This window comes from Kocuria kalidii (assembly GCF_044462225.1).
Lineage (GTDB): Bacteria > Actinomycetota > Actinomycetes > Actinomycetales > Micrococcaceae > Kocuria > Kocuria kalidii.
In genome coordinates this window covers 1-8170 of record NZ_JBISWJ010000062.1, presented here as the reverse complement: position 1 = coordinate 8170, position 8170 = coordinate 1, and the positions used below count along the sequence as shown (strand labels likewise).

Below are 8170 nucleotides of genomic sequence, written 5' to 3'. Positions count from 1 at the left end.
CCGCCGCCTCAGTAGGCTGACGGTCAGGATCCCGCCCGTGGAAGGACGTCGCCGTGCCCTGCTCGACCCGCTCGACCGCTGGTGGCGCCCCGTGAGCGACGTCGTCCTGTACGCCACCGACACGATGTCCGACTGGGAGTACGGTCACCTCCTCGGCGGGCTGGCGCTGGCGGAACGGCTCGGTCCGGGACGCTTCCGGGTCGTGACCGCCGGGCCCGGGGCCGGGGACCGGGTGCGGACGGTGGGCGGCCTCGTGGTCCAGCCCTCCACCACCCTCGCCGAGCTGGACCGGGAGCGGATCGCCCTGCTCGTCCTGCCGGGCGCCCGGACGTGGGGCCGCGGCCACCAGGGAGTCCTCGGACTGGCCCAGGAGCTGCTCGCGGAGGGCACGCCGGTGGCGGCGATCGGCGAGGCCGCGCTCGGTCTGGCGCGCGCCGGGGTGCTCAACGACCGGGCGCACACCGGCAACAGCGTCGGCTCCCTGACGGCCGCCGCCGCCTACGCCGGGGCGGACCACTGGACCGGGGGCCACGCCGTCGAGGACCGGGACGTCATCACGGCTCCGGGCTCGTCCCCGGTGTCCTTCGCCCGGGCGGTCTTCGCGCGGCTGCACCTCTTTCCACCCGCAGTGCTCGAGGCCTGGTACGGCCTCCACACGACCGGCGAGCAGTCCTTCGCGGAGCAGCTCGTGGTCTTCGAGCAGCAGCGCTCCACGTGATCGGTGCGGCGCCCGTGCCCCCGGCTCAGGGCGCGGGCACGGGCTGCCACCCGGTGGAGTCCACCGCGACGACGACGGGCGCGCGGCCGCCCACGCCCCGCCGCCGCAGCGCCTCCTCGACGTCCGCGGCCGGGGCCGCGACCACGAAGGTCTCCCCGCGGAACAGGTCGGCCGAGTCGTCGACGAGCGACATGAGCGGCTCGGCGCCGCGGACCGTGAACCGCTCCGCCACGCGCAGGCGGGCGGTCCACGACGGGGGAGGGCACGCGTCGTCGAGCAGCACGGCGGTGGCCGGGCACTGCAGGTCGGTCATGGCCCCCAGTCTTCTCCTCCGGGCGCCGGCGGGGGAAGGCCCGCGTCACGGCCGACCCCGTGGACCCTGCCGACCGCGGCGGCCGGTCGGTGGTCCCGTCCGGTCAGGCCACCGACTTCGGCCGCCACGGCAGCTGCTGCTCGCAGCCGGGGGTGAGCCACGCCTTCACGAAGCCGCCGGACTGGTACGCGAACTCCCGCAGGTGGCCCCTGGGCACGGCCGGGTAGTCGAAGGAGAGCACGTCCAGCTCGCCGGGGTAGCAGCGTCCCAGCAGCAGGCGGGCCCGGGCGACGTGCTGGCGGTAGGTGAGCACGCTGACGTGCTCCCACCCCCGCTGCTCGCTGAGCGCACGCAGCTCCATCGCCTCGCCCTGGGTGGTCGAGGGGTCGGGACGGAAGCAGATCACCTCGTAGTCCCTGTCGCCGCCGGGGCCCTCCGCGCAGGTCTGCGCGGCCCGCGCGTAGTAGGTCCTCCCCGAGGCCTCGCCGGAGTCCTCGGCGCCCGGGTTCGCCACGACCAGCACGGGTGCCACGCCGGCGTCCACGAGCCGCAGCGCCTCGGCCATGCGGGTCCGGTCCGGGGGGCCCAGGACGAGGAGGGCGTCCGAGGGCGCCGGGGCATCGGTCCGGGGGTGCTGGAACACGGCCCAGCCGGCGATCAGCCAGACGAGACCCAGTGCGAGCACCGGGACGAGGGCCCGGATCACCCAGCGGGCGCGCCGGTCGGCTCGAGCGGTTCGGGGCATCGCACCGCTCCTCGCGGGTCGCCGGGACACGGTCCTGATCAGCCGACATTGTCGCACCCTCGGCTGGGTGCGGGCGCCGTGCGACGGAGCCGACCACCCGGAGCGGCGTGGCACGGGCCTACGATGAAGGACGCCGGTGCGTCCGCCGGCCGCGCGGACGTGCCGCACGATCCAGGGTTCGACGACCGAGGAGGACAGACCGCATGACCGTGGCAGACGAGTCCGGCGTGCTGTGCCGGGTGCCCATGCGCTGGGGCGACATGGACCCGTACGGGCACGTGAACAACGTGGAGGTCGTCCGGCTGCTCGAGGAGGCCCGCATCGCGGCACTGGGCGTGCCCGTGGGCACCGGCGACCAGGTGGAGCCTCCGCTGATCCCCTTCTTCTCCGAGCTGCCCGAGGGCACCCAGGCGCTGATCACCGAGAACCGGATCAAGTACCTGCAGCCCCTGGAGTACCGCAACACGCCGGTGGAGATCCGGGTGTGGGTCGTCTCGGCACGTGGCGGGGCGCTGACCCTGGGCTTCGAGATCAGCGACGTGGTCACGCGCCGGGCCTGCGTGCGGGCCGAGACCCGGCTCGCGTTCTTCGTGCCCGCCACCGGGACCGTCCTGCGCATCTCGGCCCAGCAGCAGGAGCTCCTCGCCCCCCACGCAGGACCGCACGTCTTCCGCTGACCCACCCCGCCGCCCGGCGCCGCCGGCCGGGGCCCGGCGCCCCCTGTGCCGAGCCCCCCAACAAGGATCACGTCCCCACAGAATTTCGTGGGGGAGTGCGAGATGGTTGGGGGCTCGGCGCAGGGGGTGGTGGCGGGCTCACGGGACGGACCGGCCGCGCGCCGCGGTGAGCAGCGCGTACCACTCCTCGTGGCCCAGCCGGGTCGTGAGCTCCTCCGCCGCGGCGCACGCGGCGATCCGTTCCGGGTCGGTGGTCCCGAGCACCGGGCGGATCCCGCCGGGGTGCTTCATGAGCCACGCGAGGACCACCGCCTCGCCGGAGACGCCCTGCGCGGCGGCGATCCGGTGGACCTCCTCCGCGGTGGCGGCGGCGTGCTGGTCCTCCGGCGGGATCGGCGCACCCGTGTACAGTCCCCGCGCCAGGGCACCCCACGCCTGCACCTCGATGCCGTCGGCCGCGCAGTACTCCAGGATCCCCTCCGGGAACGAGTGCTCGGCGCCCTCGGGGTGGTTGGCGAGGATCTGCTGCTCCACGAAGCTCCGGTGCCGCAGGCTCAGCTCGAGCTGCAGCGCGGTGACGGGCGTGACGAGCAGCTGCTGGTAGCGGGAGACCTGGCGGGTCGACATGTTGGACAGGCCCACGGAGCGGATCAGGCCCTCCTTGCGCAGCTCGTCCAGGGTCCCCGCGACCTCCTGCGGATCCGCCAGCGGATCGGGCCGGTGCAGCATGAGCCGTTCGACCGAGTCCACCCGCAGGCGGCGGAGCGAGCCCTCGAGGCTGCTGCGGATCGTGTCGCGGTCCAGCCGGTAGTGCGTCGGTGCGCCGGGCGCCGCGGTGTTGCCGGGCAGGCGCACGCCGCACTTGGTCTGGAGGGTGATCCGCCGCCCCAGCTCCGGGTCCTCGGCGAGGAGCAGGCCGAAGACCTCCTCCGACTTCCCGTGGGCATAGATGTCGGCGTGGTCGAAGTCGGTGATGCCGGCGTCGAGAGCGGCGCGCACCGCCGACCGGGCGCGGTCCACGGTCCGGGCGGTCGGCGCGGTGTCGTCCCACGACCCGCCGATGGTCATGCAGCCGTACACGAGGCGCGAGCTCACGGGCGCTCCTCGCCCTCGGTCACCCCGGCGTCCCGGGTGGGGCTCTCCTGCTCGAGCCGCTGCTGCTCGGCGGCCCAGCGCAGCCGGGCGGCTGCCGCATAGGCGGAGCCGGACTCCCGCATCCGGCCGCCGCGCTCGTACAGCCGGCCCAGGGCGGTGAAGCACTCCGCCTGGTCGGAGGCCGTGGCCTCGGTCTCCTGGTAGAAGTCCAGCGCCCGGTTGTACGCCGTGACCGCCTGGCTGTGGCGCTCGCCCAGTTCGTACACCCGTCCCAGGTTGAGGTGGCACTGCGCCTGGTCCTGGGCCTCGTGCGGGGTGTCGAGGAACTGGCCCAGGGCATCCAGGAGGTGCTCCTCGGCGTCGTGGGCGCGGTCCAGCTCGAGCAGCAGGCTGCCGAGGATCAGGTGCGTGCGGGCCTTGTGCTTGCCGCTGCCGGGGATGCGGACGAAGAGCCCGAGGGCGTGCTCGTAGGCGGTGACAGCCCGGCCGGGGCGGTTCATCCGGAGGCAGAGGTGGCCCAGGTTGTAGTGGCAGGCGGCCTGCTCCTGGAGGGAGTCGCCCTCCTCCTCGAAGAGGGCGATGGCCTGCTGATAGGCGGTCTCGGCCTCGTCGAGCCGCCCGCGGTCCTCGGCGTCGATGGCCCGGGTGAAGAACCCGTGCCCGTCCTGGGGGTGGCTCATGCGGACTCCTTTCTCGGCCGGGTCCTCCACGGGGGTGGAGGGGGCTACGCGGGGTGCGTGTCCTGCAGGTGCGGCGCCCGGCGGCCCAGGGCGAACCACAGCCCCGCACCGGCCACGGGGAAGGCCAGGATCACGAGCAGCCACAGCAGGCGCAGCACGGGGTCCTGGCCCGGACTGCGCAGCAGGGAGACCGACGCGGCCAGCATCAGCGCAACGACGACCGCCCCGGCCGTCGCCGCACCGCTCTCCCACGCCCCCGACCGCACGGCCTCGGCGCCGCCGGCCGTGAGGACGGTACAGGTGCTCATGCCTCGATACTGGCACCGCGGGGACGGGCGGACAAGGGTGCGTGCCGGGGCGCCGGCCGCCGCTCCCCCTAGAGTGGGGTGGGTCACCGCTCAGCACACTGATAAAATCGGCACGACCACAGCAACCCTGAGGAGGGTCCACGATGTCCACCGCTGACGACCGCCCGTACGACCAGGAATCCGCCCACGAGGAGTCTGCTGCCGGGCGCGCCGGAGGGCGCGACGCGGACGACACCGGGGTGGAGCGCCACGCCCCCAACTCGGCGAGCGAGCTCTGGGACCACAACGCCTACGGACGGGAGGACGGCAACATCGGCGGCTCCGCGACCTCGGGCGTCACCGACACGCGCGACCCCCGGGGCGGGGCCCCCGCCTACAACATCGACGCCGGCGACGACGACGCCGTCCGCCACGGCGACGACTCCGGTCGCGACGACGGCACGAACGTGCGCGAGACCGGCGAGTCCCTGACCGGAGCGGACGCCACCGCCGGTTCCGGGCGCGAGAGCGTCCGGGACGAGGACCGCGACGAGCCGGCCCCCGCCGCGGGCCGGACCGCCGGCCGGGCGGGGACCGCCCGGGACGCCGGCGACGCGGCGGATCCGGGACCGACGGGCCCCGGGGCGAGGGGCCCGGGTGCGACCGAGCGCGGTGCGGACCGGCGCGGGGCCGGGGACGGTCCCGGCGACGGGCGGGTCGCCGGGTCCGGCGGCGGCCGGCACCTCGAGGAGGACTCCGCCGTCGTCCGGCACGAGGAGCGGCTCCGGGTCGGCACGGAACGGGTCGCCTCCGGGCGGACCCGGTTGCGCAAGTACGTGGTCGAGGAGCCGGTGCGCGCGGAGCAGACCCTGGTCTCCGAGGACGTCGAGGAGGTCCGGACCGCCGTCACCGAGGAGGAGCGCGAGGCGTTCCTCGCCGGCACCGAGCTGCCCGTGGCGGAGGACGAGGTCATCCTCTACCGCGAGGTGCCCGTGGTGCGGACCGTGCGCGTCCCCTACGAGCGGGTGCGCCTCGTGGTGCGCCGGGCGGAGCGCACCGAGGTGGTCGAGGACACCGTGCGCAAGGAGCGGGTCGAGGTCGAGGAGGACTGAGCTCCTCCTGTCCGGGCGTCGCGGGCCGCGTGACCGGCGGGCGGGGCCCGGGGCCCGTGCCGTCGGGGTGCCGCCCGGGCGCGGCTCCGCGCCGGGTGTTCACCCAGCGCGGAGCCGCACCCGGGGGCTTGTGCCCCGCCTCACGGGAGTGCAGTAATGATCAGTGAGCTGGTTGTCCGGGTCCGTGCGGGCCGGGGCCGACCGGTGCCGACGACGTGACGACGACCGGGAGGTCCACCATGCGCAAGAGGCTGAACAGGATGCGGAAGAAGACCGGGGAGCAGGCGCCCATGGTCCCCGGCGTTCCCGGCAGCGAGACCGCCCCGGTCGCGGAGCCCACCACGCCCCGTCCGCCGCTGCCCCCCAAGCCGGACCAGGGCACGCCCGAGCCGGTGAGCCCCACGGGCCAGGACACCGGGATCGACCCGACCCTCGACGCCCAGGGCGGGGAGTACCTGACCACCGCCCACGGCGCCCGGCGCGGCGACACCGACCACTCCCTGAAGGCGGGCCGGCGCGGGCCGGTGCTCCTGCAGGACCACCACTTCCGGGAGAAGATCAGCCACTTCGACCACGAGCGCATCCCGGAGCGGGTGGTGCACGCCCGCGGCGCGGGCGCCCACGGCGTGTTCCGCTCCTACGGCACCGCGAGCAGGATCTCCTCCGCGGGCGTCTTCCAGAAGGACGTCGAGACCCCGGTCTTCGTGCGCTTCTCCACGGTCCTGGGCTCGCGCGGCTCCGCGGACCTCGCCCGGGACACCCGCGGGTTCGCCACGAAGTTCTACACCTCCGAGGGCACCTGGGACCTCGTGGGCAACAACATCCCCGTGTTCTTCATCCAGGACGCCATCAAGTTCCCGGACGTCATCCACGCGGGCAAGCCCCACCCGGACCGGGAGATCCCGCAGGCGCAGTCCGCCCACGACACCTTCTGGGACTTCGTCTCCCTGCACACCGAGGCACAGCACCACACGATCTGGAACATGTCGGACCGCGGCATCCCCCGGTCCTACCGCACGATGGAGGGCTTCGGCATCCACACGTTCCGGCTCGTGGACGATGCGGGCCGCAGCGTCCTCGTCAAGTTCCACTGGAAGCCGAAGCTGGGCGTGCACTCGGTGCTGTGGGAGGAGGCCCAGATCGCGATGGGCATGGACCCCGACGTGCACCGCCGGGACCTCGCCGACGCCATCGAGGCCGGTGCCCACCCGGAGTGGGAGCTCGGCGTCCAGGTCTTCGAGGACAACGAGGAGCAGACGTTCGAGGGCATCGACCTGCTCGACCCCACGAAGATCGTCCCGGAGGAGCTCGCCCCCGTCGAGCCGGTCGGGCTGATGACGCTCAACCGGAACCCGTCGAACTACTTCGCCGAGACCGAGCAGGTCGCGTTCAACCCCAACAACCTGGTGCGCGGCATCGACGTCACCAACGACCCGCTGCTGCAGGGCCGGCTGTTCTCCTACCTGGACACCCAGCTCAGCCGGCTCGGCGGACCCAACTGGACCCAGCTGCCGATCAACCGCCCGCACGCGCCGGTCAACGACATGCTCCGGGACGCGATGCACCAGACCGCCGTGCACTCCGGGGTCGCGCCGTACCACCCGAACTCGCTGGACGGGAACAACCCCTTCCCCGCCGACGAGCCGGCCCGGCCCTTCATCGACCACCCCGCTCCGGTCGCGGAGTCGGTGAAGGAGCGCGGGAACCCCGCGTCCTTCGACGACCACTACAGCCAGACCCGCCTGTTCTGGCTGTCCATGACCGACATCGAGAAGGAGCACATCGCGCAGGCGTACACCTTCGAGCTCGGCAAGTGCTGGGAGCAGTCGGTCAAGGAGCGCCAGCTGCAGGCGCTCGCCAACATCGACGGGAAGCTGTGCGCCGTCGTGGCACAGGGGCTGGGCCTGCCCGCGCCGAAGCCCACCGTCAAGCACGGGCGGATCGAGCCCAGCCCGGCCCTGTCCCAGATCGGCGGTCAGTGGCCCCTCGACGGGCGCCAGGTGGGCATCGTCGTCGGGCCCGACCCGGACGAGAACGACCTCCTGGCGGTGGTCTCCGCGATCGACGACGCCGGGATGGTGCCGCTGGTCATCGCCCCGCACGGCGGGCCGGTCGGACGCGGCGGGAAGGTCGTGGCCCACCGGACCTACCTCACGGCGCGCTCCGTCGAGTTCGACTCCGTGCTCGTGGCCGGTGCCGTCCCGCCGGCCCCGGACGCGCAGCAGGGCCTCGACGCGAAGGCCGGAGCCGTCTCCTCCGGGGGCGTGGACCCGCGCGTGCACCTGCTGCTCGGCGAGGTGTTCCGCCAGGCCAAGGCCATCGGCACCTGGGGGGCCAAGAGCCAGGTGCTCGCCGCGGCGGGCCTGCCCGAAGGAGCGCCCGGCGTGGTCTCCGGCAAGGACGCCGCCGCCGTGGTCGAGCAGGTGGTGACGCTCATGAAGAGCCACCGCGCCTGGGAGCGGTTCCCGGTCTCCGGCCGGCTCTGACGCCCCGCGCCTCCTCCCCGCGGCGTTCGCCGCCGGCATCCACCGCCGCTGCCCGGG

Annotated in this window: 9 protein-coding genes; 4 read left to right on the top strand and 5 right to left on the bottom strand. The window is 74.1% G+C overall.

The window, feature by feature from the left end:
- Positions 1–718: DJ-1/PfpI family protein (locus tag ACH9D3_RS08735; RefSeq protein WP_396410632.1), on the top strand; the 718-nt coding region annotated here is incomplete at its 5' end.
- Between the two features lie 25 nt (positions 719–743).
- On the opposite strand, the gene ACH9D3_RS08730 is transcribed toward ACH9D3_RS08735, so the two are convergent.
- Both ACH9D3_RS08730 and ACH9D3_RS08725 read right to left on the bottom strand, forming a co-directional pair.
- Positions 744–1031, bottom strand: coding sequence for a hypothetical protein (locus ACH9D3_RS08730; RefSeq protein WP_396399661.1), 288 nt, complete (start codon positions 1029–1031; stop codon positions 744–746).
- Between the two features lie 103 nt (positions 1032–1134).
- Complete coding sequence (locus tag ACH9D3_RS08725; RefSeq protein WP_396399660.1) at positions 1135–1776, bottom strand: YdcF family protein; 642 nt, start codon at positions 1774–1776, stop codon at positions 1135–1137.
- 203 nt (positions 1777–1979) lie between these two features.
- On the opposite strand from ACH9D3_RS08725, the gene ACH9D3_RS08720 reads away from it, so the two are divergent.
- Positions 1980–2453 carry a thioesterase family protein gene (locus ACH9D3_RS08720; protein WP_396410631.1) on the top strand — a complete coding sequence of 158 codons (474 nt, stop codon included), beginning with the start codon at positions 1980–1982 and terminating at the stop codon, positions 2451–2453.
- A gap of 138 nt (positions 2454–2591) precedes the next feature.
- On the opposite strand, the gene ACH9D3_RS08715 is transcribed toward ACH9D3_RS08720, so the two are convergent.
- Genes ACH9D3_RS08715 through ACH9D3_RS08705 form a run of 3 tightly spaced genes read right to left on the bottom strand, consistent with a single transcriptional unit; the run spans position 2592 to position 4536 of the window.
- A complete protein-coding gene (locus tag ACH9D3_RS08715; RefSeq protein WP_396410630.1) occupies positions 2592–3548 on the bottom strand; it encodes an aldo/keto reductase in 957 nt (318 codons plus the stop codon).
- On the bottom strand, positions 3545–4228 hold the full coding sequence (locus tag ACH9D3_RS08710) for a tetratricopeptide repeat protein (RefSeq protein ID WP_396410629.1): 684 nt from the start codon (positions 4226–4228) through the stop codon (positions 3545–3547). The genes ACH9D3_RS08715 and ACH9D3_RS08710 overlap by 4 nt, the downstream gene beginning before the upstream one ends.
- A 44-nt stretch (positions 4229–4272) precedes the next feature.
- Positions 4273–4536 (bottom strand): PLDc N-terminal domain-containing protein, encoded by a 264-nt coding sequence (locus ACH9D3_RS08705; protein ID WP_396410628.1) that lies wholly within the window; start codon positions 4534–4536, stop codon positions 4273–4275.
- A gap of 143 nt (positions 4537–4679) precedes the next feature.
- Here ACH9D3_RS08705 and ACH9D3_RS08700 point away from each other — a divergent pair, with 143 nt between their 5' ends.
- Entirely contained in the window at positions 4680–5627 is a 948-nt protein-coding gene (locus tag ACH9D3_RS08700; RefSeq protein WP_396410627.1) for a DUF2382 domain-containing protein, read from the top strand.
- A 239-nt stretch (positions 5628–5866) separates the two neighbouring features.
- On the top strand, positions 5867–8113 hold the full coding sequence (locus tag ACH9D3_RS08695; RefSeq protein WP_396410626.1) for a catalase: 2247 nt from the start codon (positions 5867–5869) through the stop codon (positions 8111–8113).
- Positions 8114–8170: the final 57 nt, after the last annotated feature.